This window comes from Streptomyces sp. NPDC051218 (genome assembly GCF_044455475.1).
GTDB lineage: Bacteria > Actinomycetota > Actinomycetes > Streptomycetales > Streptomycetaceae > Streptomyces.
Genome location: NZ_JBITEU010000002.1, coordinates 138,654 through 164,859, shown reverse-complemented (window position 1 = coordinate 164,859; position 26,206 = coordinate 138,654). Strand labels below are relative to the sequence as shown.

The following is a 26,206-nucleotide window of genomic DNA, read 5'->3' as shown; positions in this document are numbered from 1 at the left end:
GACGACGCCCTGCCCGGGGGTGACTGTCAGTGCCGAGGTGCAGACTGAGCCATACCTGAGACAACGACGTCCCGGAGGTGGCCACGATGGCCGAGCTCATCCTGACCGTAGGCACCCGCAAAGGCCTCTTCATCGGCCGCAAGCGCGGCACGAGCGCCTGGCAGTTCGACGACACTCCGTACTTCAACGCGCAGGCCATCTACTCTGTGGCCATCGACACCCGTGGCGATTCCCCGCGCCTCCTGGTGGGCGGCGACAGCTCCCATTTCGGCCCGTCCGTCTTCCACTCCGACGACCTCGGCAGGACCTGGACGGAACCACCCAAGGCTCCGGTCAAGTTCCCCAAGGACACCGAGGCTTCCCTGGAGCGGGTCTGGCAACTGCACCCGGCAGCCGCCGAGCCGGACGTGGTGTACGCGGGCACGGAACCGGCCGCCCTGTACAAATCGCGGGACCGTGGCGAGACCTTCGAGCTCGTGCGCCCTCTCTGGGAGCACCCCACGCGTGACAAGTGGGTGCCGGGCGGTGGCGGCGAAGGACTGCACACGGTCCTGACCGACCCCCGGGACCCGGACGCGGTGACGGTGGCCGTCTCCACCGCGGGAGTGTTCCGCACCCTGGACGGCGGCAAGAGCTGGGCCCCGGCGAACAACGGCGTATCGGCGGTCTTCCTGCCCGACCCGAACCCCGAGTTCGGCCAGTGCGTGCACAAGGTCGCGCGGGACGCGGCCGACCCGGACCGCCTGTATCTGCAGAACCACTGGGGCGTGTTCCGCAGCGACGACGCGGGCGCGCACTGGACGGACATCGGCGAGGGCCTGCCCTCGGACTTCGGGTTCGCCGCCGTCGCCCACCCGCACCGCGCGGACACGGCGTACGTCTTCCCGATCAACGCCGACATGGACCGCGTCCCCGCCGACCACCGATGTCGCGTCTACCGCACGGCCGACGCGGGCAAGAGCTGGGAGCCGCTCAGCGCGGGCCTCCCGACGGGCGACCACTACGGCACGGTGCTGCGCGACGCGATGTGCAGCGACGGCCAGGACCCGGCCGGCATCTACTTCGGCAACCGCAACGGCGAGGTGTACGCCTCGGCGGACGACGGGGACAGCTGGCGGGAGTTGGCCTCCCACCTGCCCGACGTACTGTGCGTCAGGGCGGCGGCCATCGGTTGATCGACGCCCCCTGTACGGCAGTAGGGTGACGCCGTGGCACCACGACCCTTGCATGAAATCGTCGAAGCGGGCTGGGCGAAGGCCCTCGAACCCGTCGCCGGGAAGATCACCGAGATGGGAGGCTTCCTGCGCTCGGAGATCGCCGCGGGACGCACCTACCTCCCGTCCGGGCCGAACGTCCTGCGCGCGTTCCAGCAGCCCTTCGACGAGGTGCGGGTGCTGATCGTCGGCCAGGATCCCTACCCCACCCCGGGGCACGCGGTGGGTCTGTCGTTCTCGGTCGCGCCCGAGGTGCGCCCGCTGCCCGGCAGCCTCATCAACATCTACCGCGAGCTGGGCTCCGACCTGGGGCTCCCGCAGCCGTCGAGCGGTGACCTCACGCCGTGGACGCAGCAGGGCGTCCTGCTGCTCAACAAGGCGCTCACCACTGCCCCGGGGCGTCCTGCCGCGCACCGGGGCAAGGGCTGGGAAGAGGTCACCGAGCAGGCCATCAAGGCACTCGCGGCACGCGGGCGGCCCCTGGTCTCCATCCTGTGGGGGCGTGACGCGCGCAATCTGCGGCCGCTGCTCGGCCCGCTGCCCTCGGTCGAGTCCTCGCACCCCTCGCCCATGTCGGCGGACCGCGGCTTCTTCGGCTCCCGGCCCTTCAGCCGGGCCAACGACCTGCTCGTCCAGCAGGGCGGGCAGCCGGTGGACTGGCGGCTTCCATGACGGACGCCCCGTGTTTCCTCGGGGTCGACTCGGGCGGCTCCGGGATGCGGGTCGCCATCGGCGGCCTCGACGGCGGTGCGGGCAGCCTGCTCTCGGTGAGCTCGAAGGAGCCGGTGCGCACGGGAGCGCGCGGCATCGACGCCGCGCACTTCACGGAGCAACTGCTGCCCATGGCAAGGGAGTTGCTGGCGCGGGCGGGCGGCGAGGGGCGGGTGACCGCTGTGGCCGTTGGCGCCGCGGGCATGGCGACCCTCGGTGACGACCTGCGCGACCGGCTGCCGGCCGCGCTCCACGAGGATCTGGGTGTACGGCGCCTCGCGCTCGCCGCGGACGCCGTCACCGCGTACGTGGGCGCGCTGGGTGTGCGCCCCGGCGCGGTCGTCGCCGCGGGCACCGGCATGATCGCGATCGGCACGGATCTGACCTCCTGGCACCGCGCCGACGGCTGGGGGCATCTCCTGGGCGACAGCGGTGGAGGCGCGTGGATCGGCCGCGCGGGCCTCGATGCGGCGATGCGGGCGTTCGACGGCAGGCGCGGCGGCTCGAAGGCGCTGCTCGCCCGCGCCGAAGAGCTCTTCGGCCCCGCGCAGCAGCTCCCCGGGCAGCTCTATCCCCGTACGGACCGGCCCGCGGTGCTCGCCTCGTTCGCGCCCGAAGTGGCACGCTGCGCCCCCGACGACCCGGTGGCCGACGCGATCCTTCGGGACGCGGCCCGGCACATCGTCGAAGCCGCGGCGGCGGTCTGCCCGGCCCCCGACGCGACGAGCCAGGGCGAGCGGCCCGAAGCCGCCCTGACCGGAGGCCTGTTCAAGATGGGCGACGCGCTGCTGCGTCCGGTGCGCGCGGAGCTGGCGGAACACCTGCCGCACGTGCGTCTGGCGACCGCCGCCGGTGACCCACTGGACGGCGCCCTGCGCATCGCCGCCGACATCGCCGCGGACCGGCTGCGCCTGCCGCTCGACCCGCGCATGCTCACCGTGCACCTGCGGGACGGCAGTTGACCACACCGGAATATGACAGTTGAGCTTTACGTAACTCATAAGACAAAACTGGACTTATACCGCCCACCTGCACCCTCCCCGAACAGCGAAGCCCCCCAGACCAGTAGCATGCGGGGCCATGAGCTCCCCCACCGGGCCCGCATCAGGCCTGCCCGTACGAATGCCGCGACCCCGCCAGCCCGGTCGGCACCGCCGCCCGGAGCCCGTGGCGGCTCCCGAGAACGCGCCCGCGCTCGTTCTCGCCGTACCGGGCGTACCCAGCAGCGCCACGCGCAGCCTCGCCGAAGAGGTCGTGAGCATCGCCCGCTCCGAGCTGCCCGGCCTCGACGCCCGCATCGGGTACCTCGACGGGACCGAGGACGCCACGACCACCTCGTTCCCGGAGTTCCCCTCGCTGCACTCCGTGCTCGCGCGCGCCGCCACCGAGCGCACCGCGCGGTGTGAGCAGGCGCGCGCCGCGGGGGCGGACGTCGCCGAGCCCGACGGCCCCGTCGCCGTCGTGGTGCCTCTCCTCGCGGGCCCCGACAACGCGCTGATGCGGCGCGTGCGCCAGGCCGTGATGGACAGCCGCGCTCCCGCCGAGCTGACGGACGTCCTCGGCCCGCACCCGCTGCTCGCCGAGGGGCTGCACGTGCGCCTTTCGGAGGCCGGTCTGGCCCGCGCCGACCGCGCCCGCCTGTTCACGGTGGCCACCGCGGCGGACGGCATCGTCCTCGCCACGGTCGGTGGCGAGGAGGCCGTGCAGGCCGCCGGGATCACCGGCATGCTGCTCGCGGCCCGCCTCGCGGTGCCGGTGATGGCCGCCGCGCTCGACCAGGACGGCGCCATCGCGAACACCGCAGATGAGCTGCGCGGCTCCGGCTCCACGCAGCTGGCGCTCGCCCCGTACCTGATCGGTCCCGAGATCGACGGCAGCCTGCTCGACGCCGCCGCCAAGGAGGCCGGCTGCTCGGTCGCGGAGTCGCTCGGCGCCTACCCCGCGATCGGCAAGCTCGCCCTCTCCAAGTACACGTCGGCGCTCGGGATCGCCCCGCAGCAGCCGTCGGGCGCGCCGGTCCACTGACCGCACCGCGCCGGCGGACCTGATGCCGTCACGCCGATGGGCCCGCCCCCTGATGCAGGGGGCGGGCCCATCGGCGTACGCGAGGTGAAGAAGGTCAGTTGAAGATCACGCACGAGGCGGCAGGAGCCTCGATCGAGCCCGCGCGCCGCGGAATGCCGGTCTCGGGGTCCACGCCGAACCAGGTCACGTCGCCCGAGCGCTCATTGGCCGCGTACAGGAACCGCCCCGACGGGTCGATGGCCAGGTCACGCGGCCAGTGGCCGCCGCACGGCACGGTGGCGGTGAGCCGCGGCCGCGTCCCCGACTCGTCGATGGCGAGCACTGAGATGACGTCCTGGCCGCGGGTCGCGGTCCACAGGAAGCGCCCGTCGGGGGCGATGACCACCCCGGAGGGGTAGGCCTCGCCGTCGCCGTCCGTGGGGCCCGGCAGGAGCGCCGCCTCGCCGAGAGGCTTGAGCACCCCGTCGGAGGCGTCCCAGGCGCAGATCGTGACGGTGGGGGCCAGCTCGTTCACGACGTACGCGTGGTCGCCGCGCGGATGGAACACGAGATGCCGCGGGCCCGAACCGGGCCGGAGCGCGATCTCGCGGCGCAGGGTCGGCTCGCCCGCCGCGGAGAGCTCGCAGACGCGTACGGAATCGGTGCCGAGGTCGACGCTCACCACCCAGCGGCCGCTCGGATCGGGCAGGACCTGATGGGCGTGCGGCCGCTGCTGGCGCTGCGGGTGGGGTCCCGCGCCGGTGTGTTCCAGGACGCCGGAGAGGGCGGGCGCGAGACTGCCGTCGGAGCGCACGGGCACGGCGGAGACGCTGCCGGAGCCGTAATTGGCGGTGAGAACGTGCCCCGCGTGCAGGGCCACATGCGTGGGAGCCGCCCCGCCGACCGCGACCGGCGGCCCGGTCTGCTCGGGCTTGTCGCCTTCGAGGCGGTACGCGGCGACAGCCCCGTCGGACGTCTCGCTGACGGCGTAGAGCGTGTCGCCCGCGGCCGAGAGTGCGAGGTAGGAGGGGTCGGCGACGGTGTCCGTGGCGCCAAGAACGGTCAGCGCGCCGCTGTCCGTGTCGACGGCGGCGGTGAGGATGCCGGCCCCGCCCGCCGCGGTGAAGGACCCGATGTACGCCCGTTGACTGTCGCCGTGCCTGCCGACCACTGCGTTCCCCTCTCGACTCTCGACCGAGCGTCCTGTGCGGGGGAGCGCTCGTGCGCCAGACGCTAGCAGTCGGTCTAGACCAACGCCCCGCGACGTTCGACGCGCGTCTGTTGGCCGGGGGATCACCCCTTCAGGTGGACCGTCCCCGGGGCGAGGCCTACGAGGTCAAGGGGAGGTGGCCGCGGCCGTGGGATGGCCGGCTTCCTTGATGGCGGGCAGTGCGAGGGCGCCTGCCAGTTCGGCCAGTTCCTCTTCGGTGGGGCGGACGGGGCCATCGGCGCCGTCCTGTGCGAAGGCCCGGATGCGTGGGGTGCGGATGCCGGTCTTGTCCGCGATCGCCTGCGGCGTCAAATGACGGCGGCGCATGGTCTGTTGGAGTAGCTGAGACAGGTCGTCCATTGACCTCTTCTGCCCCGCCGGTGCGCTCTCATGCCGTACGCCTCTCGCACGGGGTCCGCCGCGCGCTGCTGTGGGCAGGGCTAGCGGCTACCGGCTAGCGGGGCAGGACGGCGCGGACGGTCTTGCCGTTCGGGCCCCTGGTCACGGTGACCGCCCTGGCCATGTGCTGGACCATGGGCCAGCCGAAACCGCCGGTTCCTCCGGCCAGGTCGGGCGCGCGCTCCTGCGGCGGCCTCGGGTCGGCGTCACCGACGGTCACCGCTATCGCGTCCGGCTGCGCCTCCATACGCAGGGAGCACGAAGTGCCGCGCGCGTGCCGTACGGCGTTGGTGATGAGTTCGGACACCGTGAGTTCGACGCTCACCACGTCCTGTGGGTCCATGGCCGGGCGGAGCCTGTCCACGAAGGCGCGGGCGAAGTCCCGCGCGTGGGCGACAGCTTCCGGCCGCTTGTCGAAGACCGCACCGTCCGTCGGTCCCGTGTCCAGGTCCGGGGGGCCGGTGTCCAGTCGCGTCCCGTGCGTCCTCATGAGCCCTCCTCGTACGGGGTGGCCTCTGTCCGAATAGGGGATGGCCGCTGTCCGAATTGCTCACATGCCCGCGATGCGGGCCCTGTAACGCCCCGGCAGATAACGGATCTTGTTGCAGAACGACGCGCATGAAGCGCGGACGTGCGGGTACGTGCGCTCCACCGGCTGGTCGGGGGACGACGGAGGGCCGGCGGATCGGGGAGGACCACCATGACCATGGCGACAGCGGCTACCGGCACATCCAAGGACTCCGGCACCACGGAGCTGCCGCAGATCGTCTCTCCCCAGGAGGTCGGGCCGCAGGACGCCCGTGACCTGTCGCAGCTGTTCTTCTCCCGGCTCGCCACACTGGAAGAGGGCACGCCGGAGTACCAGTACGCCCGCAACACCCTCATCGAGATGAACATGTCCCTGGTCCGGTACGCCGCCGGGCGCTTCCGCCACCGCGGTGACGAGATGGAGGACATCGTCCAGGTCGGCACGATCGGCCTGATCAAGGCGATCGACCGGTTCGAACTCTCCCGCGAGGTCCAGTTCGCCACGTTCGCCGTGCCGTACATCGTCGGGGAGATCAAGCGGTTCTTCCGTGACACCTCCTGGGCCGTGCACGTTCCGCGCCGCCTCCAAGAGGCCCGCGTCGAACTCGCCAAGGCCACCGAGGAGCTCAGCACCCGCCTCGGCCGCTCCCCCAGGGTCAGCGAACTCGCCGAGCTGATGGGTCTCACCGATGACGAGGTCATCGAGGCCCGTACGGCCGCCAACGGCTACAACTCCACGTCCCTCGACGCGGCCGTCCACGGCGACACCGACGAGGGTGAGGCGGCCCTCGCCGACTTCATCGGCGCGGAGGACCCCGCCATGGAGCTCGTGGAGGACTTCCACGCACTGGCGCCGCTGCTCGCCGGTCTCGACGAGCGCGACCGGCAGATCCTGCGGCTGCGGTTCGTCGACGAACTCACCCAGTCACAGATCGGCGAGCACCTCGGCGTCTCCCAGATGCATGTCTCGCGCCTGCTTTCCCGTACGCTGTCCCGCCTGCGCGAGGGCATGCTCACCACGCGTTGACGTCCGACCGAGAAGGCGAATCCCCCGATGGCTGATGACGCTTACCTCTTCCTGCTTCCCGAACGGCACCCCCGTCTGGGCACGGCACTGGCCGCCGCGGGCGCCCTCGAGTGCACACAGACCCCGGCTGTCCACGGCTGGCTCCAGGCGCACGACGTGTCGGCCTCTTCCGAACTCGTCCGGATTCTGCCCGCCGACGCGGAGGCCTTGATCCCCGAGGACGCCGAGCGTCTTCCGGTGCCGTTGAGCGAGGAGGAGGCGCTGCGGGTGCAGCAGGAGTGCGCGCCCCAGTCCGTCACGGACATGGAGAGTGAGCTCCTGGAGTTCCGGGAGACGACCCAGGACTGGGAGGCCCTGGTGCACCGGGCGCTGGCCGCGGGGATCCCCGCCCCGCGCATCGCCCGCCTCACCGGCCTCGACCCGCAGACCGTCGGCCGCCTGACCGCGTGACTCCGTCCTGCGCCGGTGTCCGGCCGGCGGCGGTGTCCCGCTTCGTGAAGCGGTGCCACCAATGCTTGCGGCGCGGGTGCACGGCACGGCCGAGCCTGCGGCCGATCAGCAGGTAACCGAGCACGGCGCCGGTGGTGTTGAGCAGCACGTCGTCGATGTCGAAGGCCCGCCCGGTGACCAGGAAACCCTGGGCGAGTTCGACGAGCAGCATCACCAGCGCCGTGGCGGCTATGACCCGTATGAGCCCCCGGGCGCGGGGGACGAGTACCGGCAGCAGCATGCCGAACGGCAGTCCGAGCACGATGTTGCCGCCGAGCTGCTTGACGGTGTCACGGAACGCGGGCTGCGCCAGATAGTCCTGGATCGAGTCGCCCGGTCGCAGATTGCTGTGTGTCAGGGGCTCGGAGGCGGCCGAGGGTTCCAGCGTCAGCCGGGCGAGGAGCACGGCGAAGACCACCGTCCCCGCGAAGGCGAGCAGCATGGCCATCGCGCGTGCCCACCCGGCGAGCGGGGGTGTGCCGGGTGCGCCGGCGCCGCCTGCTTCCTTCGTCTCCTTGCCCTGCGGAACTGTCCGTGCCATCACGAGCCTCCATTCAGGGAGTGTTCTGAGTGCGTCTTCCCCGGCATGAGCGGTCGACCCGCTTCCGGTTGCGGCATGTCACGTGTGTCTCGCGGATCATGTGGGGTCCGTACGGCCGAAGAGGCCGGCGTGCCCCGGTGGAAGCTGGGTGAGGATGCGGCGCAGCAGGGCGTCGTCGGCGACTTCCGCGAGGGTGGCGAGCACCGCGGTGACGGCGCGGCGTGCCTGCCCCGCGTCGACGTCGACGCGTGCGCCGACCGCCGCGACGAAGGCCGCGGGCGTCAGGGGTTCGCTCGCCGGTGACCCCGCGGTGAGCAGGGGGCCGCACTGGCGGGGCAGCAGGCGGGCGAGATCGGTGCGGTCGTCCCCCACCAGGTGCTCCCCCAGGACTTCGAGGACGCCCTGCACCGCTCCGGCGGCCTCCTGCCGTTCGGCGTATCCGCCGCGTTCCTGGACCCGGTCAAGCAGCACTTCCACGGGCTGGTTCATGGCCGATCCTTCCTTCGGGCTCGCCATCGTGGTGGGCGAGGGAGGGCTGCAGGACGGTGTCGGCCACGTCGAGCAGGGAGTGGCCGTCGCGTGCGCTCACCTCCTGGAGCCACGCCAACCCCTCGGCGACGGGGCACTCCTGACGGGCGGCCACGTAGTCGGCCGCCTGGTGGATGCGCTCCCAGCGTGCGGCGCGCGTGCTGGTGGTCCACACGGGGCGCCGGCAGCCGCTGCCCGCGTCGTGCACGGGCCGCCAGCGCAGCAGGGCGTCGAGTGCCAGGTTCACGGCGCGCTGGGCGTGGGTGATGTGGCGGGAGGTCACGTCGGTGTGCTCGGTGTAGTAGAGGCACAGCACGCCCAGCGGTGTCCGGCGGTCGTGCAGCGGGAGCGCCAGGACCCGCCGGGTGCCCGGCAGTTCCTCCGCCAGGGGCGGCCCGGTGCGGCAGGGGTAGTCGCGCAGGTCCGGCACGAACACGGGCTGCATCCCCAGTGCCGCGCTGACGGAGGGGCCGTCGGCGCGGGTGAACTGCGCTGCCTCGGCCTGCAGGGCGGGTTCGTCGGTGGCGTGCAGCAGTTGCCAGTCCTCGAGCCGGGGCAGCCAGGACAGGGCCGCACGCTGCGCGCCGAGGGACTGGGTGAACGCGGTGCAGAGCCGGTTCGGCAGCGCGTGGCGGCCGACGGCTGCCGCGACCGACACGTCATGCACGATTGACGGTGATTCCTCCGGCATGGTCAGCATCCCTCTCAGTCGCGCGCCTCCAGGAGCGGAAGTTCGTCTACCACGCGATGAGCCACCTCATGTGTCGTCGTTCGGAGTCATCGGCCGGCGCGAGCGAGCGGCGGGACCGATCCGGCGTCGCACACCGAGGGAAAAACGCCTGCTCAGGCCCCGATCAGGGGGGTGCGGGTCGGGCTGCGCAGCGGCTCGGCCAGTTCGACGAGCGCCTTCTCCAGACCGTGCAGATGGGCGAGGACGGGCTCGACGGCGGAGGGGTGCGGCAGGGTGACGGGGTCTGCGGCGGGGCCGTGCGCGGGCTCCGGCGCGGTGAGCGCCTCCACGGCGGCCTCCACGCGCCAGCAGGCGGCGGCGAGCCGGTCGTCGTGTGAGGCCTCGGGGTCCGCGGCGATCGATGCGAGCCCGCGCACCTCGCGGGCGCAGGCGTCGAGCAGTGCGAGCACCTGGCGGGCGCGTTCCTTGCGGGCCCGCAGCGGGCTGAAGGGGTGCACCAGGGGCGCGAGCGAGAACCGCACCCGGCCGAGGAGCTGCTCCAGCTCGGCGACGCGCGGCGCCGGGTCGGCGCTCGCGGATCCCGCGAGCCGGGCGGCTGCCTCGGCGGTGCAGAGGTGCACGCACCGCAGGGCGCGCTCGATCCAGGCGTTCGTCGTGGCGTGCGTGGTGACGGGCAGGACGAGGAGCACGGCGAGGACGGCACCGAGCGCTCCCACGCCGGTCTCCGCGACCCGCAGGGCGAGCAGCCCCGGGTTCAGGACCCCGAGCAGGCCGTAGAGCACCCCGGCCATGACAGTGACCGCGAGCATCATCCAGGTGTAGGAGACGGCGGCGGTGTAGAAGATCCCGAAGACGCAGACGGCGACGAGGACCGCCGAGGGCACCGGCGCGCCGTGCAGCGGGAGCGCGAGGACGAAGCCCGCGCCGATGCCGATGACCGTGCCGAGCACACGCCGGAAGCTGCGCACCAGCGTCTCCCCGCTCGACGCGGTGTTCACGAACACCCACCAGGTGGCGCCCACGGCCCAGTACCAGCGCTCGTGCGACAGGATCTGTCCCGCGGCGAGCGCGAAGGCGCCGCCGAGCGTCGCCTGGATCGCCTGCCGGGTGGTCGTCCTGGCCAGGCCCCTGCCGCCCGGCACGGCGGGCACGGCTACGGGCGGCAGCCTGCGCTCGTAGCACCAGAGGGCGAACCGTACGCCCGACGAGGCGCACAGCGACAGCAGGATGGCGGCGAACAGCTCGGGCAGCTGCCCCGGTCCCGTGTGCAGGAACTGGGTCGCGAAGAACATCATGAACGCGAACACGCCGAGCGAGTGCCCGCGCGGCCCCCACCGCCGGGCGTACACGCCCGCGCCCAGCACGCCGAGGAAGGCGACGTCCCGCGCCACGGGCACGTCGTGCAGCACCGCGGCGAGAGCGAGGACGGGAAACCCGACGACGGGCAGCAGAGCCGTGGTGAGGGCCTGCCCCCGGACCGTCGAGTCGCTGACGGTGAACAGGGCCAGCAGCGCCGCGAGGCCACCGGTGATCGCCGCGACGAGCGAGTGTCCGGCAAGACCGCACACGGCCACCGCGAGCGCGATGCCGATGACGGCCCGAGCGGCGAACCGCAACCGCGCCCGCCCCGGATCCGGCGCCACGAACACCCTCTTCAGCACGGCTGTCCCGCCCCTTCCGCGTCCTTCTCGACCTGCCCACATGGAAAAGGCGCCGCGGGGATCCGCAGCGCCATCGACAGACCCATCAGATCATCCAGAGCCCTGCTGGCTCAACCGGCACGGGATTCACTGAGCCATTGGCCCACTCGTGCGTTCGAGTGCAGTACCACGAGAGGGCCAACGGATCATCCGTGGCCTAAGTCCCGCGGACGGGGGTACGCGCCGAGCATCCCGTCGTACGTCGGCGGTTCTCACGTCTTAGGAGTCGGCATGCCCGGAGTCATCAACCGCATCAAGCAGTTCGTCCGGAGCCCTCAGGGACAGCGCACGATCCGGCAGGTCCGCCAGGCTTCGGCCGACCCCAGGAAGCGGGCCCAGGCCAAGCGGATGCTGGGCAAGTTCCGCGGCCGCCGCTGAGCGGTCGTCCGCTCGGGCCGTCGAGGCGCGGGGCTACGGCTCCGTCGGCGGCCACTGGGGGCGCTGGTCGGCCGGGAGGGACTGCAGGGCCTGGCCGACCGTGCGGTGGACGGGGAGCAGTTCCGTGCTGCCGGTCAGCACCAGCATTTCCGAGAGGCGGCGCCCGGCGCCCGCGAGCAGCAGCTTGCCCTCGCGGCGGGCGAGCAGCCAGCGCACGGCGAGCAGGCAGTTGAGTCCGCGCGAGTCGCAGAACATCAGCGCCGTCACGTCCAGGACCAGATGCCGGTGCCCGGCCTCGACGGAAGCGCCGAGGGTACGCAGAAAGTACTCCTCGCATGACTGGTCGAGCTCGCCGCTGACCCGCAGTACCGCGGAGTCGGAGCAACTCGCGGACTCGGTGATGGTCAGGCGATGGGTCTCAGTGGACATCGCACCCCCATGAGCCATGGTACCGAGGTCAACCCAGTGACCTCTCCCGAAACAGCTCGGTGCGACTCGCGTCCTGCCGCGGGCTACCTCTTGTCGAGGAGCTCGACCCGCAGCCGCCCGAGCGTCCGGGTGAGGATGCGCGAGACGTGCATCTGGGAAATGCCCAGCTCCGCACCGATCTCGCTCTGTGTCATGTCGGCGGCGAAGCGCATCGCCAGGATCCTGCGTTCGCGCTCCGGCAGCGCGGCGATGAGCGGCTTCAGACTGTGCAGATCCTCGACCTTGGCCAGCCCGGGGTCGCGGTAGCCCACGTGGTCGGCCAGCGTGTCGTCGGAGTCGACGCCGTCGGCCGGGTGGTCCAGGGAGGCCGTGGTGTAGCCGTTCGCCGCGGTGAGGCCCTCGCTGATCTCGGCCTCGTCCAGGTCCAGGTGTTCGGCGAGTTCGGCCGTGGTCGGCGCGTGCCCCTTGGTCTGTTCGAGGTCGGTGGTGGCCTTCACCAGGTCGAGGCGGAGCTCCTGGAGCCTGCGGGGAACGCGTACGGCCCATGTGGTGTCGCGGAAGAAGCGTTTGATCTCGCCCATGATCGTCGGCAGCGCGAAGGTGGTGAACTCCACGCCCCGCTGGAGGTCGAAGCGGTTGATCGCCTTGATCAGACCGATCGTGCCCACCTGCACGACGTCCTCGTACGACTCGTCGCGCGGGCGCATCCGATGTGCCGCGTACCGCACGAGGTTGAGGTTCAGCTCCACCAACGAGTTGCGTACGTAGGAGTGTTCGGGCGTCCCTTCCTCCACCGCGTCGAGGCGGGCGAAGAGCGTCTTGGAGAGGGCCCGGAGGTCAGCCGTGCGCTGACTGCCGCTGATATGTCGTTCGACGTGCGGCATCGTGGGTGCTGGGCTGCTGGTCGTCGAGGCCACCGTCGTCACTCCCGAGACAGATGGCACCCTCCGGGCGAGAGTGCGCCGTGCACGGGCTCTTACCCATCATGTCCCGTTACATTCCCGTGACTTGACTCTCCGTGAGAAATGCGTTCTTCCGTACAGGAGGCGCGCGCCTCCGTATAGGGATCACATTCCGGGGCACTCGGACAACCGCGGGATGACACGGGAGGTGGACGGCTGTGATCTGGTGGATGTGGCTGACCGCGGTGCTTGTCGCACTGCTCCTGCTGGCCGGTGCGGTCCTCGGGACCCAGGCCCGTCGCCGTGGCGGCGGCGCGATCGTGGTCCGGCGTGGCCGCCGCGCGGGACGCGGGAGGGCTCGATGATCACGTTGATGCTCGCCGCCGACCTGACCAAGCGGCCGGTGGTCACGCTCGGCGGGGAAGCGGTGGCCCAGGTCAAGGACACCGTCTTCGACGCCTCGGGCGGGCAGATCACCGGTTTCACGCTGGCGGGCCGCGGGCTGCTGTCCGGCCCCCTCAAACAGAGCCTCCCCTGGTCCGGCGTTCACGCGCTGGGACCGGATGCGGTGATGATCCCCTCCGACGAGGTCCTGCAGGCCAGGGACGCGGTGGTGGACAAGGGCGAGGCCGGCACCGGCCAGGTGCGCGGAGCCCGCGTACTGAGCGACGGGGGCCTCGAGTTGGGCACGGTGCTGGACGCTGTCGTAGAAGGGGGCCCCAGCGGCCGGGTGGTCGGCTTCGAGATCGCGACCACCGAGGCGATGGGCCGCCACGAACGCAGGGCCTTCCTGCCTGCTCCCGGTCAACTGGCCATGACCGGGGAGACATTGGTGATCCCGGCCCAGCTCGCCGGGCAGGCGGTGGACGACCTCGCCGCGCTCGCCGTGGCATGGGACCGGACCCGGACCCGAACCGCGGGCGAGACGGCATTCCGGAAGGGGAACGACCGATGATGCTGCTCAGCCAGGTCCTGGGGCACCCGGTCATCAGCGCGGAGGACGCACGCCCTGTCGGGCAGATGGCCGGCGCCGGCATCGACCCGCGGACCCGCCGGATCACGGAGCTGTACCTGCGGGACGCGAAGAACGGCGGCGACAGCGTCCCTTGGTCACAGGTGCGCGGGATGGGGCCGGACGCCGTGATCGTCGACACGGGCACCGCCGCCGCGACCGAGGCGGGAGGCGGCGGCTCGCACTCCCGCGCGCACAAGAGGCTGCTGGGCAAGCGGGTCCTCACCGAGTACGGCGAGGACATCGGCACCCTCACCGAAGTCACCTTCGACCCGGAAACCGGCAGCATCGGCGATCTGTACGTCGGACGCGAGCAGGTCCCCGGCAGCCGCCTGGTCGGGCTCGGCTCCTACGCCCTGGTCCTCGGCGCGGGGCCCACCCCGGCGCCCGGCGACTGATTGCTGCGTTTGGAGCGATCCAATATGTGTGCCGGCCGTGCGAGAAATCAGCGCGAGGCGCTCTAAGAGTTTCTTGCGCGACACCCGGAACGGAATTTTCTACCACACAGAGACGGCCCCACCGTGCTACTGTCGATCTCAGTTGCAGTTGTGGTTCCCAAAAAACTTCAAGTGCCCTCACCGCCTTTTTCGGCCGGTGGGAGCACTTTTGTATTTCCGGTCATTTCCGGCGGGGCAATCATCGCGGCGACGCGGAGTCCGCACAGTGCGGACTCCGGGCACTGCCCCGAAGGAGATAAGACATGGCTATTGGCACCGTGAAGTGGTTCAACTCGGAAAAGGGCTTCGGCTTCATCGAGCAGGACGGCGGCGGCCCCGACGTCTTCGCCCACTACTCGAACATCGCCGCCCAGGGCTTCCGTGAGCTCCAGGAAGGCCAGAAGGTGAACTTCGACATCGCCCAGGGCCAGAAGGGCCCGACGGCCGAGAACATCGTTCCCGCCTGACGCTCACGCGTACTTCGCAGCTGGGGCCCGCACCTTGGGGTGCGGGCCCCAGCTCGTGCATTTTCCGCACCACCACATCACCCAGGACCACGCGTTTGCCGCGCGCACGAATTTCACTGGTTTCGCGCGCACCGCGCTCCTGTCAGGAACGTCACTCGTTCCCGCGCATCCGCCTCGCAGAGCACTGCCGCCGGCCGGATTCGCTTCACGCTTTTCATCCGGCCCGTTCTCGCGATTCTCCGTGCTGCGTTCTCGCCGCGGAAATTCCTTGGTACGTGCCGCATCGAGGAAGGTTCCACATGAACCGCGCACGCACGAACGACCGCTCTTCCCGCTCCCGCTCCGGTGGCTACGGCTCCGGGTCAGGCTCCGGCAGGAGCGGGGGCCGCTTCGGCGCCCCGTCCTCCTCCGGCCGCTCCGGCGGGCCGAGCCGTTCGGGCGGCTACAGCCGCCGACCGTCCGCACCGCAGGGCGAGTTCGCCCTGCCGGTCACGGTCACCCCCGCACTCCCGGCCGTCGAGACGTTCGCCGAGCTCGCGATGCCGGCGCCTCTGCTCGCCGCGCTCGGCCGCGAAGGCATGAGCGTGCCGTTCCCGATCCAGGGGGCGACGCTGCCCAACTCCCTCGCAGGCCGTGACGTACTCGGCCGTGGCCGCACCGGCTCGGGCAAGACCCTCGCCTTCGGACTCGCGCTGCTTGCCCGTACCGAAGGTCAGCGCGCCGAGCCGCGCCAGCCGCTCGCCCTGGTCCTCGTCCCCACCCGCGAGCTGGCCCAGCAGGTCACCGACGCGCTCACGCCGTACGCCCGCGCCCTGCGGCTGAAACTCGCCACCGTGGTGGGCGGCATGTCGATCGGCAAGCAGGCCGGTGCGCTGCGCGCCGGCGCGGAGGTCGTCGTCGCCACGCCCGGACGCCTCAAGGACCTCATCGACCGCGGCGACTGCCGGCTGAACCAGGTCGGCATCACCGTCCTGGACGAGGCCGACCAGATGGCCGACATGGGCTTCATGCCCCAGGTCACCGCGCTGCTCGACCAGGTCCGCCCCGAGGGCCAGCGGATGCTGTTCTCGGCCACCTTGGACCGCAACGTCGACCTGCTGGTCCGCCGCTACCTCAACGACCCGGTGGTCCACTCCGTCGACCCCTCACAGGGCGCCGTCACCACGATGGAGCACCACGTACTGCACGTGCACGGCGCGGACAAGCACCAGACGACCACCGAGATCGCGGCCCGCGAAGGCCGGGTGCTGATGTTCCTGGACACCAAGCACGCCGTCGACCGACTGACCGAGCACCTCCTGAACAGCGGTGTGCGCGCCGCGGCCCTGCACGGCGGCAAGTCCCAGCCGCAGCGCACCCGGACCCTGTCGCACTTCAAGACCGGCCATGTGACGGTGCTCGTGGCGACCAATGTCGCCGCACGCGGGATCCACGTCGACAACCTCGACCTGGTCGTGAACGTCGACCCGCCCACCGACCACAAGGACTACCTCCACCGCGGCGGCCGCACGGCCCGTGCGGGAGAGTCCGGCAGTGTCGTCACCCTGGTCACACCCAACCAGCGCCGCGACATGAGCCGCCTGATGGCTGCCGCGGGCATCACCCCGCAGACGGCCCAAGTGCGCTCCGGTGACGAGGAGTTGAGCCGTATCACCGGCGCCCAGGCTCCTTCGGGCGTCCCGGTCACCATCACCATTCCGGCGGCGGAGCGCCCCCGGCGCGGCGGTGCGTCCTCGGCCCGGGGCCGCCGCAGCCGCAGCGCCCAGGACCGGCGCACCGACCGTGCTCCGCGCCGCCCCGCCCAGGGCCCGTCGGCCTCGGCGGCCTGAAGCCTTCGCGACCGTCAGTTTCACCCATCCCCCCCCGCAGGAGGCACCTTTGACACCGGTTCAGACACCGGGCGGACCGCAGGTCCGTGACGACATGACCGTAGAGCTGGCCCTTTCGGTCATGGCCGGCGCGGACGCCGGCCATCTGTTCCTGTGCGACGAGGACGACCAGTGCACGGGCCTGATCACACGGGCCCGGCTCATCGCGGTCCGCGAAGGCCCCGCCTACACGGACCAGGTCCGCCTACGGGACGTTCTCGCCCTCTCGCGTTGAGCGCCTCGCCCTGTCAGCCGTCCCATCTCCTCACCTGTGAGGCATCATGCGCTGCGTCATCGCCCGTTTCCCGTTCGACCTCACCAAGAGCGGGGTGCTGGACACGATGAAGGGCGTCAAGCCCGAGCCCATCACGGGCGACTCCGTCATCATCGGCCGCCGCCACTACCCCATCAAGCAGGTGGGCGCGGTGATCACCCGGCAGGACCGTCGTGACTTCAGCGCCGGGGAAGTCACCCGGGCCATGACGCTGCTCGGCTTCACCTGCCGCACCCCATCCGAGGACGCCGCCCCGCGCGAGCTCACCCCGCTCCAGACGGCGTCGGCCATGCTCGGCGCCGCCACTCCCGTGTAGCGGGAGACGCGGCACACGACACGCGACACCAGAACTGCGAAGAGGGCCCCGCCGGCACGTGCCGGCGGGGCCCTCTTCGCGTTGCCCGCTCGCATGCACCCGCCGCATGCACCCGCCGCATGCACCCGCCGCAGCAGCGCATAAAATCTACCCTCGCGAAAGTAGACATTGGGCGATCGCATGATTAGGCTTTCTCTTGCAGCTGTGGACCCAGAGGGAAATCGGGGGAAGCAGACGCCATCAGGCAGGGCCGGACGGCGAAAACAAGAGGTCGGCGCAGCATCAGGGCCGACAGATGGTGTTGAATTTCCTTCGGGGCCTTGGTGCCGTACGGCGCCAAGGCCCCTCGACGCGTTCGCATAACGAGGTGACATGACAGCAGATACCCCACTCAGTGGTCGTCTGGACGACGACGACTATCCCGCCTACACCATGGGGCGGGCCGCCGAGATGCTCGGTACCACTCCCGGTTTCCTGCGGGCCATCGGCGAGGCCCGACTGATCACGCCGCTCCGCTCGGAAGGCGGACACCGGCGCTACTCCCGCTACCAACTGCGGATCGCCGCTCGCGCCCGCGAACTGGTGGACCAGGGGACCCCGGTCGAGGCGGCCTGCCGCATCGTCATCCTCGAGGACCAGCTGGAGGAGGCTCAGCGCATCAACGCCGAGTACCGCCGCGGCGCGACGGAGTCGAGCGAAAGCCCGACCTGATGAGCCTGCCCCCTCCCGTCGGGCGCCAGTAGCAGCCACTCCCCCGGCGGGCCCGGTTCACGCGACCGGAGGCCATACCCCCGGGGCGAGAACCCCCAACGCGTACGCCCTCGCCACCAGTTCCGTGCGGTTCGCCGCGCCCCAGCGCTCGGTCAGGCGGCGCAGGTGGTAGGTGACGCCGTCCGTGGTGAGGCCCATGTCGCGGGCGGCCTGAGCCGTGGTGGCGCCGCCTGCGAGCAGGGCCAGAATCCGGGCCTCCGCCGCGGTGGCGGTTTCGGCGGGCGCCGGAGCGGCGGCGGGGGCGCGTTCCTCGCCCAGGACACGGAGCAGCACCAGGAGGCCGGGGGTCTCGTCGACCGTGTCGCTCACCGGCTCCGCCGTCAGCTCGCCGTGACGGCGCACCCCGTCGGCCGCCGCCCAGTGCACCGCGACCGGGTAGCGCGAGCGGTGCCGCAGCCGCACCGCCTCGGCGATCCGCAGGACCTGCGTCTTCTCGTCGGGACGGAACAGCTCCAGGACGTTGCGGCCCCGCAGGGTTCCGGATGTCTCGCCCCATTCCGCCGCCATCGCCGGGTTGGCGAGGATGATCGCCCCGCTCGCGTCGCAGACCGCGACCGGCATCGGGATGCGGTTGAAGAGGAGCATGGCGCGGTTGCGCCACAGCACGGAGTCCGCTGAGTCCACGGGGCGGCTCCTTCCGGGGCAGTCAAGAGCGGAGCGTCGTTCTCCACTACACAATCATGTAGTGGTACGGCGCGGACCGGCGGGGATCGGCGATCAAGCTGGTGAGCAGTGACTTCCGTACGGCGAAAGGCAGTTGTCACGCCATGCCCCCCACCACCACCGCACCGCTCTCCCCCGACGCCGGTTCCGCCCTCGATGGCGTACCTCTGATCGACATTTCCGCCACCGGGCCGGGGCCCACCCCGTTGCAGCAGGTCATGGAACTGATCCGCCGCCACGGGCCCGTCGTGCGGCGGCGGCTGCACGGCCGTGACGCGCTGTTCGTGAGCGATCTCGACCTGGTCACCGAGCTCGCCGACGAGTCCCGGTTCGCCAAGCACGTCGGTCCCGCCCTGGAGAACGTACGCGAGTTCACCGCCGACGGGCTGTTCACCGCGTACAACGACGAGCCCAACTGGGCTCGCGCGCACGACATCCTCATGCCCGCCTTCGCGCTGGGTTCGATGCGCACGTACCACCCCATGATGGTGCGCGTCGCCCGTCGGCTCATCGAGTCGTGGGACCGGGGCGCACGCGACGGGCGTCCGGTGGACGTGCCGGGCGACATGACCCGGATGACCCTGGACACCATCGGGCTCGCCGGGTTCGGATACGACTTCGGGTCGTTCGAGCGGGCCGAGCCGCATCCCTTCATCGAATCCATGGTCCGTTGCCTGGAGTGGAGCATGACGCGGCTGAGCCGTACGCCGGGCAGTGACCACGCGGCTGCGGACGCGGCCTTCCGGGTGGACGCCGACTATCTGGCGCAGGTGGTCGACGAGGTCATCTCCGCGCGGGCGGGCGGCGCGCCGGGGGCGGAATCCGCCGACGACCTGCTCGGCCTCATGCTCAGCGCCGCGCACCCGGGCGACGGCACGAAGCTGGACACCGCCAACATCCGCAACCAGGTCATCACCTTCCTGATCGCGGGGCACGAGACGACATCCGGCGCGATGTCGTTCGCGCTGTACTACCTGGCCAAGCATCCGGCCGTCCTCGACCTCGTGCGGCGCGAGGTCGACGCCCTGTGGGGTGACGCGGCCGACCCCGAGCCGTCCTTCGACGACGTCGGGCGCCTGACGTACACCCGTCAGGTCCTCAACGAGGCGCTGCGCCTGTGGCCCACGGCCGCCGCGTTCGGCAGGCACGCCCGCGAGGACACGCTCCTCGGCGGCCGCATCCCGCTGCGCGCGGGGCAGGGTGTCACCGTCCTGACGCCGATGCTGCACCGGCAGCCCGTGTGGGGCGACAATCCGGAGCTCTTCAACCCGGCGCGCTTCACGGCGGAGGCGGAGGCGGCGCGCTCACCGCACGCCTTCAAGCCGTTCGGGACCGGTGAACGCGCTTGCATCGGGCGGCAGTTCGCGCTGCACGAGGCGACGATGCTGCTCGGGATGCTGGTCCACCGCTACCGGCTGCACGACCACGCCGGCTACCGGCTCACCGTCAAGGAGACGCTCACCCTGAAGCCCGACGGCTTCACGCTCACGCTGACGCCGCGCACCGCCGCCGACCGCGTGCACGCCGGGCTGCCGGGCACGGGCGTCGACCGGGCCGATGCGGAGCCCGACGCCACCGCCCTGCCCTCGCGCGTCATGCCCGGCACCCGCGCGCTCTTCCTGCACGGCAGCAACTACGGCACCTGCCGGGACTTCGCCGCCCAACTCGCCGACGAGGCAGCCGCGGTGGGCTGTGAGACGGAGGTCGCGCCGCTGGACGAGTACGCGGGCGCGCTGCCCGCCGACCGTCCGGTCGTCATCACCGCGGCCTCCTACAACGGCCGGCCCACCGACGATGCCACGGCGTTCGCCTCCTGGCTCGACGAAGCCCCCTCGGGCATCGCGGAGAACGTCACGTACGCGGTCCTCGGTGTGGGCGACCGCAACTGGGCCGCCACGTATCAGCATGTCCCGACGCGCTTCGACGAGCGGCTGGCGGAGCTGGGCGGCATCCGGCTCCTGGAGCGTGCGGCGGCCGACGCTTCGGGCGATCTCGGGGGCTCCGTACGGGAGTTCACGGCGCGGCTGCGTAGGGCGCTTCTCGAGCGGTACGGCGATCCCGAGGCCCTGGAGGTCGCGGAGACCGCCGCTCCCTCGGACGCGTACGAGGTCCGCGAAGTGACCGGGGGCCCGCTGGACGCGCTCGCCGCGCGGCACGGCCTGGTCCCGATGACGGTCACCGAGGCCTACGACCTCACCGCGCCCGGCCATCCCCGTACGAAGCGCTTCGTACGGCTGGCCCTGCCCGACGGAACGACCTATCGCACCGGCGACCACCTCACCGTGCTGCCCGTCAACGATCCCGCGCTCGTCGACCGGGCCGCGGCGGCGCTCGGCGTGGACCTGGACGCCGTTCTCGACATCCGGGCGACGCGCCCGCGCCGTGACGGCCTCGCCGTGGACCGGCCACTGACGGTGCGCCAACTGCTCTCCCAGTACGTCGAGTTGCAGGAGCTGCCCACCGCGGGCCAGCTGGCCGTACTGGCGGCGGCCAACCCCTGCCCGCCGGAGCGATCGGCCCTTTCCGTGCTGGTCGACGACGCCGAGGCTCGCGCGGCCGACGGGCGCACGCTGCTCGAACTCATCGAGGCCTGCCCGGCTCTGCGCGGGGCTCTGGAGTGGCCACGGCTGCTCGACGTGCTCACGCCCCTGCGGCCCCGCCACTACTCGGTGTCCTCGTCACCGGCGGTGCACCCCGGCCACGCCGACTTGATGGTGTCCCTCCTGGAGGCGCCGGCCCGCTCCGGCAGCGGGCAGCTGTACCGCGGGACGGGCTCCGGCCATCTCCACAGGGTGCGGCCGGGCGACACCGTCCTGGCCCGCGTCCAGCCGTGCCGCGAGGCCTTCCGCATCGACCACGCGGACTCCGCGCCCGTCATCATGGTCGCCGCGGGCACCGGCCTCGCACCGTTCCGCGGCACGATCGCGGACCGCACGGCCCTGAAGTCCAAGGGAGCCGAACTCCCCTCCGCCCTCTGCTACTTCGGATGTGACGCCCCGGACGGGGACTTCCTGCACGCCGCGGAACTGCGCGCCGCGGAGTCCGCCGGAGCGGTCTCGCTGCGTCCCGCCTTCAGCGCCGCCCCCGTGGGCGGGGTGGCCTTCGTCCAGCACCGCATCGCGGCGGAGGCGGACGAGGTGTGGGCACTGCTGAGCGCCGGAGCCCGGGTGTACGTGTGCGGCGACGGCTCACGCATGGCCCCGGGCGTACGTGACGCCCTGCGCACCCTGCACGGGGAACGCACCCCGGGAGCCACGGCGGCAGACTCCGACCAGTGGCTGAACGAGCTGACCGCACAGGGGCGTTACGTGGAGGACGTGTACGCGGCGGGATAAGGAGGCAGGCAACTCACGCCGGGCCGGGCACGACGCGGGCCCCCTGCATGCGGGTCCGGCATGCAGGGGCCGGCGGTGGGCCCGGCGTACGGTCCGCCGTCGGACAACGGCCTCAGAGCGAGCGCCGGTTCACTGCCGTGAGGCCGGCGCGCTCCCGGCTCACGTCGAAGCTGGTCCCGCAGGTGCGGCAGGTCCGGCAGGTCCGGCGAGTGAGTCGATGGCGAACAACTCCCCCAGGGCCCGCATCGTTTCGTCGCTGTGTATGTGGTGCAGGGGCCGGATGCCGAGTCGTGCCGCCCCGCGCAGGTTGTGCTCCAGGTCGTCGATCATGACGCAGGCGGACGGCTCGACGCCCAGCCGGTCGCAGGCCGTCCGGTAGATACGGCGGCCCGGTTTGCGGGAGCCGATCTCGCTGGAGATGACGACGGTGTCCGCGAGCGCGTCCAGGTCGTACCCCTGGTAGCAGTCGTCGCCCAGCGCGTTCGACACGATCGCCACCGGGACGCCCCGGGCGCGCAGCTCGCTCAGGGCCGCGAGCATCGTCCCGTCCGGCCGCATCCCGGCCCCGATCGCGGCGACGAGTCCCGAGGGCTCCACCTCCACGCCCTTCTCCCGCAGGCGCCCCGCGATGCCCTGCTCGAAGTCGGCCTCGCTCATGCGTCCGCACTCATGCTCCACCAGGAGCGCCGACGACTCCGCGTCCTCCCGGAACAGCCGCTCGATGAGCGTCGGATCGTCGCCCACCCGCGTGGAGTAGGCGCGGAACGAGTCGAGCACGCTGGTGGTCAGCACACCGCCGAAGTCGGTGAGCACCGCTCGCGGTGGCCCCTCCGGCCGCGCCTCAAGCATGTCGTCCAGGTCTTCCACGTCTTCCACGTCTTCCTCCTCAAGACCCGCCCCTGTCGGCGTAGGTGAATCGTCGGTCGAGGATCTCAAGGACCCGCTCGCCCCAGCTCAGATTCGACTCCTCCAGAGATCTGCCCGCCATCAGCGTGAGATAGGGGCCGATGCGCTCGGCCTCGCGCAGGTACGTCTCCTCGTCGCGATCGCCGAGGAGGTGGACGCGCAGCCGTTCGTACCGGGCGAGCTTGCCGCGCGCCCACTCCATGCGCTCCTCGATCGACGTGCGGGTGGCCGCCGGGTCGGCGCCGTCCATGGCCTGCACCTTGACCATGAGCTCGTCCCGGATGGCGATGGGCCGTGGTGGCTCGGCGGCGAACGCGTGCAGATCCCGCCGGCCGGCTTCGGTGAGCGTGAACATCCGCTTGTTCGGCCTGCGTTCCTGCTGCACCACGCGGGCGTCGATCAGGCCGTCGGCGGCCAGTCGCTCCAGCTCGCGGTAGAGCTGCTGGGGCGTCGCGGACCAGAAGTTCGACACGGACACGTCGAAGATCTTCGCCAGGTCGTATCCGGACGACTCGCCCTCCAGGAGCGCCGCGAGCACCGCGTACTTGAGAGACATCTGGACACCGTACACCGATGTGATTACTCTCCGTCGCACCTACTCAACAAATTGAGTATCTATATCCACGGACGAGTGCGAGGTTGGGCATGCAGGCTTTCCGCAAGGCCGTCGAGGCGGACGATCACGCGGCCATCGAGGCGCTCCTGGCCGAGGACGTCGTCTTCTCGAGCCCGGTCGTGTTCCGCCCCTACCCCGGCAAGGCGACAACCGCCGCGATCCTGCGCGGCGTCACGCGGGTCTTCGAGGACTTCCGGTACGTACGCGAGATCAACGACGCCGGAGGGCGTGACTCCGCGCTCGTCTTCGAGGCACGGGTCGGCGACCGGCAGATCACCGGCTGCGACTTCCTCCACGTCAACGAGGAAGGGTTGATCGACGAGTTCATGGTGATGGTGCGCCCCCTGTCGGCCGCCCAGGCGCTCGCCGCGGCCATGGGCGCCCAGTGGGACCGGATCACCGAGGAGGCCACCGGCGCCTAGCGCCCGGCGGCTACCAGGCGCGGGCCGACCGAACGAGGTGGTCGTGCACCAGCGCCACGTGGGGGTTGTCCGCGGAACCCGGGCGCCGCACCAGGAAGCCGGTGTTGATCGGGGCGTCCTCCGGGTCGTGGAGGAGGACCAGGGCGCCGGCGGCCAGGGCGTCGCGGCAGAGGTAGCGGGGCAGCACGGAGAATCCCGCGCCTGCCGTCACCGCCGCGAGGACGCCGCGCAGGTCCGGGACCGTCACGGAGGCCTCGCAGGTCAGCCGCTTGCCGAAGACGTGCCGCCAGTAGCGGCGGGCGATCGGCAGGTCATCGGCGTACGACACCAGCGGTACGCCGAGCAGCACCCCGGGGCCATCGGCGGCGATCCGCGCCGCCCCGCCGATCCGCTCGGCCCACGAGGGGGCCGCGACCAGGACGAACTCCTCGTCCGCGAGCGGCACGGAGCTCAGGGAGCGCCCGCGGGGGCGGGCCGTGGCGATCACCAGGTCGTGCCGCCCCGCCCGCAGGCCGTCAAGGAGCCGGTCGGTCAGGCCCATCGTCACGCGCAGCCTGACCCCCTGCTCGACCAGCGGCGCGAGCGCGGGCAGCGCGCAGTGGCAGAGCATCTCGGCGGGGCCCGCCAGCTGGACGGGCTCCGCAGGGGCGCCGTCGAGGGGGCCGCCGTGGCCGGTGACCGCGGCCAGGGCGTCGAGGGGGTCGACGACACGGGCGGCGAGCGCGTCCGCGTACGGCGCGGGGGCCACGCCGCGTGGCAGTCGCTCGAACAGCTCCCGGTCGACCTGCCGCTCCAAGGCCCGGATCTGCGTGGTGACGGTGGGCTGCGAGAGGCCGAGGAGACGGGCCGCGGCGGTGAAGGAACCCGACCGGTACACGGCGAGGAACGTGCGCAGCAGGTTCAGGTCGAGCGCTCCGGGGGCTATTCCCGTCGATCCATCGGAATTCCTATCTCGCATATGGGTCAGCCTATTGGATTTCGTAGGGCTCCCCCACCTACGTTCGAGGACAGCACCGACTGACGCTCTGAGCACAGAACGTCAGAGATTCCAGCCTCGGAGAGACACCATGTCCAAGATCCTGTTCGTCGTGACCGGCGCCGACCACTGGACGCTGGCCGACGGCACCCAGCACCCGACCGGCTTCTGGGCCGAGGAGGCCGTCGCGCCGTACGAGGCGTTCAAGGCCGCCGGACACGAGATCGTCGTCGCGACCCCCGGCGGCGTCGTGCCGACCGTCGACCAGGCGAGCCTCGCGCCCGAGTTCAACGGCGGCGAGGAAGGCGCCGAGAAGACGGCCACCACCCTCGCGGAGATCGCCGAATTCCTCTCGCCGGTCAAGCTGGAGGAGGTCGACCTCGCGGAGTACGCCGCGGTCTTCGTCCCCGGCGGTCACGGCCCCATGGAGGACCTCGCCGTCAACGCCGAGTCCGGCAGGCTGCTGAGCGCCGCGCTGGAGATCGGCATGCCCCTCGGCGTCGTCTGCCACGGCCCCGCCGCCCTGCTGGCCGCCACCAAGGAGGACGGCTCCAATACGTTCGCGGGGTACGAGCTGACCGGCTTCACCAATGCCGAGGAGACGCAGTCCGGCTTCGCGCAGAAGGCCAAGTGGCTGCTCCAGGACCGGCTCGTCGCGGCGGGCGCCGACTTCCAGGAGGGCGAGGCGTGGGCCCCCAAGGTGGTCGTCGACCGCGACCTGATCACCGGTCAGAATCCGGCGTCAGCAGCTCCGTTGGCCGACGAGCTGTTGAAGAAGCTGGCCTGACCCCGATGGGCACCGACCGGCTCGACGAGGTCCTCGACGCCACCTACGACTCCCTCACGCGGTACGGCGTACGGCGCACCACGATGGACGACATCGCCTCCACGATGGGCGTGTCCCGGTCAGCGGTCTATCAGTACGTCCGCAACAAGGACGACGCCTTCCGCAAGCTCGCCGAGCGCCTGCACGCCGAGGCGCTCGCGCGGGCCCGGGAGGCGGCGGCCGGCGACACCTCCACCTCCGAGCGCGTCCGGGGCGTCCTCGCCGCCAAGCTCGACCTGGTCCTGCGCCTGGCCGGGGACTCACCGCACTCCGCGGAACTCCTCGACGCGAAGGCCCGCGTCTTCGGCGACGTCTGCCACGGCTTCACCGGCTCGCTGCGGCTCCTGCTCGTCGACCTGTTCACCGAAGCGGGCACCCCGGCCGCGGTGGAGCCCGCCGAGGCCGCCGACATCTGCATCGCCCTGGTCATAGGTCTGGAGTCCGTGGCCGACGGCCGCGAGCTCTTCGCCCCCGCCACGGACGCGCTCCTGACCGGCCTCCTCGGATCGCCGGTCACCACGCCGACGCGCCACTGACCGCCGCTCCCCCCCCTCCCCCCATCACCC

General features: G+C 71.6%; 31 protein-coding genes. 18 read left to right on the top strand and 13 right to left on the bottom strand.

The window, feature by feature from the left end:
- Window positions 1-86 precede the first annotated feature (86 nt).
- The 4 genes from ACIBCK_RS07170 to ACIBCK_RS07155 all read left to right on the top strand — a co-directional run bounded on the left by ACIBCK_RS07170 (window position 87) and on the right by ACIBCK_RS07155 (window position 3,950).
- Window positions 87-1,175, top strand: coding sequence for a WD40/YVTN/BNR-like repeat-containing protein (locus ACIBCK_RS07170; protein ID WP_399387541.1), 1,089 nt, complete (start codon window positions 87-89; stop codon window positions 1,173-1,175).
- A 33-nt stretch (window positions 1,176-1,208) separates the two neighbouring features.
- Window positions 1,209-1,886 (top strand): uracil-DNA glycosylase, encoded by a 678-nt coding sequence (locus tag ACIBCK_RS07165; RefSeq protein ID WP_399387539.1) that lies wholly within the window; start codon window positions 1,209-1,211, stop codon window positions 1,884-1,886.
- Complete coding sequence (locus tag ACIBCK_RS07160; protein WP_399387537.1) at window positions 1,883-2,887, top strand: N-acetylglucosamine kinase; 1,005 nt, start codon at window positions 1,883-1,885, stop codon at window positions 2,885-2,887. Before ACIBCK_RS07165 ends, ACIBCK_RS07160 begins: the two co-directional genes overlap by 4 nt.
- A gap of 118 nt (window positions 2,888-3,005) precedes the next feature.
- Window positions 3,006-3,950 carry a sirohydrochlorin chelatase gene (locus ACIBCK_RS07155; RefSeq protein ID WP_399387536.1) on the top strand — a complete coding sequence of 315 codons (945 nt, stop codon included), beginning with the start codon at window positions 3,006-3,008 and terminating at the stop codon, window positions 3,948-3,950.
- Between the two features lie 94 nt (window positions 3,951-4,044).
- Here ACIBCK_RS07155 and ACIBCK_RS07150 read toward each other — a convergent pair whose 3' ends face one another.
- The 3 genes from ACIBCK_RS07150 to ACIBCK_RS07140 form a co-directional block, all read right to left on the bottom strand.
- A complete protein-coding gene (locus tag ACIBCK_RS07150; protein WP_399387535.1) occupies window positions 4,045-5,100 on the bottom strand; it encodes a lactonase family protein in 1,056 nt (351 codons plus the stop codon).
- Window positions 5,101-5,265: 165 nt separating this feature from the next.
- Window positions 5,266-5,499: an XRE family transcriptional regulator gene (locus ACIBCK_RS07145; protein ID WP_399387534.1), complete on the bottom strand. Its 234-nt coding sequence runs from the start codon at window positions 5,497-5,499 to the stop codon at window positions 5,266-5,268.
- A gap of 94 nt (window positions 5,500-5,593) precedes the next feature.
- Window positions 5,594-6,028, bottom strand: coding sequence for an ATP-binding protein (locus ACIBCK_RS07140; RefSeq protein ID WP_399387532.1), 435 nt, complete (start codon window positions 6,026-6,028; stop codon window positions 5,594-5,596).
- A gap of 210 nt (window positions 6,029-6,238) precedes the next feature.
- Between ACIBCK_RS07140 and ACIBCK_RS07135 the strand changes: the two genes are divergently transcribed.
- Both ACIBCK_RS07135 and ACIBCK_RS07130 read left to right on the top strand, forming a co-directional pair.
- Window positions 6,239-7,093 (top strand): RNA polymerase sigma factor SigF, encoded by an 855-nt coding sequence (locus ACIBCK_RS07135; protein WP_399387531.1) that lies wholly within the window; start codon window positions 6,239-6,241, stop codon window positions 7,091-7,093.
- A 27-nt stretch (window positions 7,094-7,120) separates the two neighbouring features.
- Window positions 7,121-7,543, top strand: coding sequence for a DUF6003 family protein (locus ACIBCK_RS07130; RefSeq protein WP_367039438.1), 423 nt, complete (start codon window positions 7,121-7,123; stop codon window positions 7,541-7,543).
- Here the strand turns inward: ACIBCK_RS07130 and ACIBCK_RS07125 are convergent.
- From ACIBCK_RS07125 to ACIBCK_RS07110, 4 genes are all read right to left on the bottom strand, one after another.
- Window positions 7,500-8,123 carry a VanZ family protein gene (locus tag ACIBCK_RS07125; protein WP_399387529.1) on the bottom strand — a complete coding sequence of 208 codons (624 nt, stop codon included), beginning with the start codon at window positions 8,121-8,123 and terminating at the stop codon, window positions 7,500-7,502. The genes ACIBCK_RS07130 and ACIBCK_RS07125 overlap by 44 nt on opposite strands.
- A 96-nt stretch (window positions 8,124-8,219) precedes the next feature.
- Window positions 8,220-8,612: a DUF2267 domain-containing protein gene (locus ACIBCK_RS07120; protein ID WP_399387527.1), complete on the bottom strand. Its 393-nt coding sequence runs from the start codon at window positions 8,610-8,612 to the stop codon at window positions 8,220-8,222.
- On the bottom strand, window positions 8,584-9,318 hold the full coding sequence (locus ACIBCK_RS07115) for a GAF domain-containing protein (RefSeq protein ID WP_399387525.1): 735 nt from the start codon (window positions 9,316-9,318) through the stop codon (window positions 8,584-8,586). Before ACIBCK_RS07115 ends, ACIBCK_RS07120 begins: the two co-directional genes overlap by 29 nt.
- Window positions 9,319-9,494: 176 nt before the next feature.
- Window positions 9,495-11,003 (bottom strand): FUSC family protein, encoded by a 1,509-nt coding sequence (locus tag ACIBCK_RS07110; RefSeq protein ID WP_399387524.1) that lies wholly within the window; start codon window positions 11,001-11,003, stop codon window positions 9,495-9,497.
- 270 nt (window positions 11,004-11,273) lie between these two features.
- Between ACIBCK_RS07110 and ACIBCK_RS07105 the strand changes: the two genes are divergently transcribed.
- Window positions 11,274-11,420: a hypothetical protein gene (locus tag ACIBCK_RS07105; RefSeq protein WP_399387522.1), complete on the top strand. Its 147-nt coding sequence runs from the start codon at window positions 11,274-11,276 to the stop codon at window positions 11,418-11,420.
- Window positions 11,421-11,453: 33 nt separating this feature from the next.
- On the opposite strand, the gene ACIBCK_RS07100 is transcribed toward ACIBCK_RS07105, so the two are convergent.
- Complete coding sequence (locus ACIBCK_RS07100) at window positions 11,454-11,849, bottom strand: STAS domain-containing protein (RefSeq protein WP_399387520.1); 396 nt, start codon at window positions 11,847-11,849, stop codon at window positions 11,454-11,456.
- Between the two features lie 83 nt (window positions 11,850-11,932).
- Complete coding sequence (locus ACIBCK_RS07095) at window positions 11,933-12,733, bottom strand: RNA polymerase sigma factor SigF (protein WP_399388863.1); 801 nt, start codon at window positions 12,731-12,733, stop codon at window positions 11,933-11,935.
- Between the two features lie 379 nt (window positions 12,734-13,112).
- On the opposite strand from ACIBCK_RS07095, the gene ACIBCK_RS07090 reads away from it, so the two are divergent.
- From ACIBCK_RS07090 to ACIBCK_RS07060, 7 genes are all read left to right on the top strand, one after another.
- Complete coding sequence (locus ACIBCK_RS07090) at window positions 13,113-13,706, top strand: PRC-barrel domain-containing protein (protein WP_399387518.1); 594 nt, start codon at window positions 13,113-13,115, stop codon at window positions 13,704-13,706.
- Window positions 13,703-14,161 carry a PRC-barrel domain-containing protein gene (locus ACIBCK_RS07085; RefSeq protein WP_399387516.1) on the top strand — a complete coding sequence of 153 codons (459 nt, stop codon included), beginning with the start codon at window positions 13,703-13,705 and terminating at the stop codon, window positions 14,159-14,161. Before ACIBCK_RS07090 ends, ACIBCK_RS07085 begins: the two co-directional genes overlap by 4 nt.
- A 302-nt stretch (window positions 14,162-14,463) precedes the next feature.
- Window positions 14,464-14,667, top strand: coding sequence for a cold-shock protein (locus ACIBCK_RS07080; protein ID WP_361840963.1), 204 nt, complete (start codon window positions 14,464-14,466; stop codon window positions 14,665-14,667).
- Window positions 14,668-14,966: 299 nt separating this feature from the next.
- Window positions 14,967-16,496, top strand: a complete 1,530-nt coding sequence (locus ACIBCK_RS07075; RefSeq protein WP_399387513.1) for a DEAD/DEAH box helicase — start codon at window positions 14,967-14,969, stop codon at window positions 16,494-16,496.
- A gap of 94 nt (window positions 16,497-16,590) precedes the next feature.
- Complete coding sequence (locus ACIBCK_RS07070) at window positions 16,591-16,770, top strand: hypothetical protein (RefSeq protein WP_399387512.1); 180 nt, start codon at window positions 16,591-16,593, stop codon at window positions 16,768-16,770.
- A gap of 46 nt (window positions 16,771-16,816) precedes the next feature.
- On the top strand, window positions 16,817-17,125 hold the full coding sequence (locus tag ACIBCK_RS07065) for an SCO5918 family protein (protein WP_399387510.1): 309 nt from the start codon (window positions 16,817-16,819) through the stop codon (window positions 17,123-17,125).
- Window positions 17,126-17,497: 372 nt separating this feature from the next.
- The gene (locus ACIBCK_RS07060; RefSeq protein ID WP_367039466.1) at window positions 17,498-17,836 is read left to right on the top strand and encodes a MerR family transcriptional regulator; all 339 of its coding nucleotides are present in this window, start codon (window positions 17,498-17,500) and stop codon (window positions 17,834-17,836) included.
- Between the two features lie 57 nt (window positions 17,837-17,893).
- On the opposite strand, the gene ACIBCK_RS07055 is transcribed toward ACIBCK_RS07060, so the two are convergent.
- Entirely contained in the window at window positions 17,894-18,481 is a 588-nt protein-coding gene (locus tag ACIBCK_RS07055) for a PAS domain-containing protein (protein WP_399388861.1), read from the bottom strand.
- A gap of 182 nt (window positions 18,482-18,663) precedes the next feature.
- Here ACIBCK_RS07055 and ACIBCK_RS07050 point away from each other — a divergent pair, with 182 nt between their 5' ends.
- Window positions 18,664-21,894: a bifunctional cytochrome P450/NADPH--P450 reductase gene (locus ACIBCK_RS07050; RefSeq protein ID WP_399387509.1), complete on the top strand. Its 3,231-nt coding sequence runs from the start codon at window positions 18,664-18,666 to the stop codon at window positions 21,892-21,894.
- Between the two features lie 159 nt (window positions 21,895-22,053).
- Here the strand turns inward: ACIBCK_RS07050 and ACIBCK_RS07045 are convergent, their stop codons facing one another.
- Window positions 22,054-22,770 (bottom strand): HAD family hydrolase, encoded by a 717-nt coding sequence (locus ACIBCK_RS07045; RefSeq protein WP_399387508.1) that lies wholly within the window; start codon window positions 22,768-22,770, stop codon window positions 22,054-22,056.
- Window positions 22,771-22,780: 10 nt separating this feature from the next.
- The gene (locus ACIBCK_RS07040) at window positions 22,781-23,356 is read right to left on the bottom strand and encodes a PadR family transcriptional regulator (RefSeq protein WP_399387506.1); all 576 of its coding nucleotides are present in this window, start codon (window positions 23,354-23,356) and stop codon (window positions 22,781-22,783) included.
- A gap of 89 nt (window positions 23,357-23,445) precedes the next feature.
- Here ACIBCK_RS07040 and ACIBCK_RS07035 point away from each other — a divergent pair, with 89 nt between their 5' ends.
- Window positions 23,446-23,838, top strand: coding sequence for a nuclear transport factor 2 family protein (locus ACIBCK_RS07035; RefSeq protein WP_399387504.1), 393 nt, complete (start codon window positions 23,446-23,448; stop codon window positions 23,836-23,838).
- 10 nt (window positions 23,839-23,848) lie between these two features.
- Here ACIBCK_RS07035 and ACIBCK_RS07030 read toward each other — a convergent pair whose 3' ends face one another.
- Window positions 23,849-24,796 (bottom strand): LysR family transcriptional regulator, encoded by a 948-nt coding sequence (locus ACIBCK_RS07030; protein WP_399387503.1) that lies wholly within the window; start codon window positions 24,794-24,796, stop codon window positions 23,849-23,851.
- Window positions 24,797-24,905: 109 nt separating this feature from the next.
- Here ACIBCK_RS07030 and ACIBCK_RS07025 point away from each other — a divergent pair, with 109 nt between their 5' ends.
- The gene (locus tag ACIBCK_RS07025; protein WP_399387501.1) at window positions 24,906-25,601 is read left to right on the top strand and encodes a type 1 glutamine amidotransferase domain-containing protein; all 696 of its coding nucleotides are present in this window, start codon (window positions 24,906-24,908) and stop codon (window positions 25,599-25,601) included.
- A 5-nt stretch (window positions 25,602-25,606) separates the two neighbouring features.
- Complete coding sequence (locus tag ACIBCK_RS07020; RefSeq protein ID WP_399387500.1) at window positions 25,607-26,176, top strand: TetR/AcrR family transcriptional regulator; 570 nt, start codon at window positions 25,607-25,609, stop codon at window positions 26,174-26,176.
- Window positions 26,177-26,206: the final 30 nt, after the last annotated feature.

Bases quoted from the DNA above. Each gene is read 5' to 3' on its own strand.
- ACIBCK_RS07050 (WP_399387509.1), top strand. From the start codon at position 18,664: ATGCCCCCCACCACCACCGCACCGCTCTCCCCCGACGCCGGTTCCGCC.
- ACIBCK_RS07155 (WP_399387536.1), top strand. From the start codon at position 3,006: ATGAGCTCCCCCACCGGGCCCGCATCAGGCCTGCCCGTACGAATGCCG.
- ACIBCK_RS07095 (WP_399388863.1), bottom strand. From the start codon at position 12,733: ATGCCGCACGTCGAACGACATATCAGCGGCAGTCAGCGCACGGCTGAC.
- ACIBCK_RS07085 (WP_399387516.1), top strand. From the start codon at position 13,703: ATGATGCTGCTCAGCCAGGTCCTGGGGCACCCGGTCATCAGCGCGGAG.
- ACIBCK_RS07025 (WP_399387501.1), top strand. From the start codon at position 24,906: ATGTCCAAGATCCTGTTCGTCGTGACCGGCGCCGACCACTGGACGCTG.
- ACIBCK_RS07035 (WP_399387504.1), top strand. From the start codon at position 23,446: ATGCAGGCTTTCCGCAAGGCCGTCGAGGCGGACGATCACGCGGCCATC.
- ACIBCK_RS07055 (WP_399388861.1), bottom strand. From the start codon at position 18,481: ATGCTCCTCTTCAACCGCATCCCGATGCCGGTCGCGGTCTGCGACGCG.
- ACIBCK_RS07125 (WP_399387529.1), bottom strand. From the start codon at position 8,123: ATGGCACGGACAGTTCCGCAGGGCAAGGAGACGAAGGAAGCAGGCGGC.
- ACIBCK_RS07075 (WP_399387513.1), top strand. From the start codon at position 14,967: ATGAACCGCGCACGCACGAACGACCGCTCTTCCCGCTCCCGCTCCGGT.
- ACIBCK_RS07145 (WP_399387534.1), bottom strand. From the start codon at position 5,499: ATGGACGACCTGTCTCAGCTACTCCAACAGACCATGCGCCGCCGTCAT.
- ACIBCK_RS07030 (WP_399387503.1), bottom strand. From the start codon at position 24,796: ATGCGAGATAGGAATTCCGATGGATCGACGGGAATAGCCCCCGGAGCG.
- ACIBCK_RS07140 (WP_399387532.1), bottom strand. From the start codon at position 6,028: ATGAGGACGCACGGGACGCGACTGGACACCGGCCCCCCGGACCTGGAC.
- ACIBCK_RS07130 (WP_367039438.1), top strand. From the start codon at position 7,121: ATGGCTGATGACGCTTACCTCTTCCTGCTTCCCGAACGGCACCCCCGT.
- ACIBCK_RS07040 (WP_399387506.1), bottom strand. From the start codon at position 23,356: ATGTCTCTCAAGTACGCGGTGCTCGCGGCGCTCCTGGAGGGCGAGTCG.
- ACIBCK_RS07160 (WP_399387537.1), top strand. From the start codon at position 1,883: ATGACGGACGCCCCGTGTTTCCTCGGGGTCGACTCGGGCGGCTCCGGG.
- ACIBCK_RS07070 (WP_399387512.1), top strand. From the start codon at position 16,591: ATGACCGTAGAGCTGGCCCTTTCGGTCATGGCCGGCGCGGACGCCGGC.
- ACIBCK_RS07080 (WP_361840963.1), top strand. From the start codon at position 14,464: ATGGCTATTGGCACCGTGAAGTGGTTCAACTCGGAAAAGGGCTTCGGC.
- ACIBCK_RS07020 (WP_399387500.1), top strand. From the start codon at position 25,607: ATGGGCACCGACCGGCTCGACGAGGTCCTCGACGCCACCTACGACTCC.
- ACIBCK_RS07065 (WP_399387510.1), top strand. From the start codon at position 16,817: ATGCGCTGCGTCATCGCCCGTTTCCCGTTCGACCTCACCAAGAGCGGG.
- ACIBCK_RS07170 (WP_399387541.1), top strand. From the start codon at position 87: ATGGCCGAGCTCATCCTGACCGTAGGCACCCGCAAAGGCCTCTTCATC.
- ACIBCK_RS07100 (WP_399387520.1), bottom strand. From the start codon at position 11,849: ATGTCCACTGAGACCCATCGCCTGACCATCACCGAGTCCGCGAGTTGC.
- ACIBCK_RS07105 (WP_399387522.1), top strand. From the start codon at position 11,274: ATGCCCGGAGTCATCAACCGCATCAAGCAGTTCGTCCGGAGCCCTCAG.
- ACIBCK_RS07090 (WP_399387518.1), top strand. From the start codon at position 13,113: ATGATCACGTTGATGCTCGCCGCCGACCTGACCAAGCGGCCGGTGGTC.
- ACIBCK_RS07120 (WP_399387527.1), bottom strand. From the start codon at position 8,612: ATGAACCAGCCCGTGGAAGTGCTGCTTGACCGGGTCCAGGAACGCGGC.
- ACIBCK_RS07060 (WP_367039466.1), top strand. From the start codon at position 17,498: ATGACAGCAGATACCCCACTCAGTGGTCGTCTGGACGACGACGACTAT.
- ACIBCK_RS07135 (WP_399387531.1), top strand. From the start codon at position 6,239: ATGACCATGGCGACAGCGGCTACCGGCACATCCAAGGACTCCGGCACC.